We start from the raw sequence: 1,015 nt of genomic DNA, 5'->3' as shown, positions 1-1,015 counted from the left end.
TTCAATTCTCGTCCGGGCGCTCGCCGCGCTGCGGGCGAAGAACGCCGACATCCCGGTACGCAAACATGGCAATCCGTCGACATGACCGGCTGACCGGGAGGTCACCGTCGACGTGACGCGCCCCCTTGCCCGCTACTCTCGGATGGCGGGCAAGGGGGAAAGGTCGGCGCTGGCGGGGGGCATGTTCTCCACGAAGTTCGACCCGCCGCGGCGGCGGCGTGCCGTGCTAGGACCGCCCGGTGACGCGCACCAGTAGCCGCCGAGGGCAGATGATCTGCATAGGGTTCTCGAACTCGACCCCGCCCGAGTAGTCCACGGCGATGTCGTCGAAACGATCAAACAGCGCGTTGAGTACGATCCTGACCTCCAGCCGGGCCAGCGGTGCGCCGAGGCAGAAATGGATGCCCTGGCCGAAGGCGAGGTGCCCGCCGGTGTTGCGGTGGATGTCGAAGCGGTCGGGATCCGGATAGCGTCCCGGGTCCCTGCTGGCCGCGCCGGTCCACAGCGTCACCAGCTCGTCCTTGCCGATCTGCTGCCCCGCGAGCTCCGTCTGCGTGGTGGTCACGCGCGCCATCCGGGAGAAGGGTGGGTACAGGCGCATCAGCTCCTCGATGGCGCCCGGCAGCAGATCGCGGTCCGAGCGGACGGCCGCGAACGTCTCGGGGTGGCGGTCGAGGACGACGATCGCGTTGCCGATCATGGCCATCGACGCGGCGTGGCCGGCGAACATGGTCAGGCCGATCAGGCCGATCAGATCGCCGTCGCGCAACGGCTTGCCGTCGATACTCGCCTGCGCCAGGTCACTGAGCAGATCGTCGGTCGGGCTTTCCCGGCGCCTCCGCACATGATCAAGGATGTACGAGTTCATCTCCCGGATGGCGGGAGCGACCTCGGCCTCCATGACCTCGGGCGGCACCGTCGCCGCGTCGAGGGCGCCCAGCGCGTCGCCCCATGCCCGGAACATCGGCACGTCCTCGTGGGGCAGGCCGAGCATCTCGGCGACCACGGTGATCGG

At 68.9% G+C, this 1,015-nt stretch carries 1 protein-coding gene; it reads right to left on the bottom strand.

All coding sequences use genetic code 11. The annotated features are described in order from the left end of the window. Positions 1 to 226: 226 nt before the first annotated feature. On the bottom strand, positions 227 to 1,015 hold a 789-nt coding region (locus ACY45C_RS19075), incomplete at its 5' end, for a cytochrome P450 (RefSeq protein WP_462188940.1).

This window comes from Frankia sp. CcWB2, from assembly GCF_977927585.1.
This window is presented reverse-complemented; position numbering and strand designations above follow the sequence as displayed.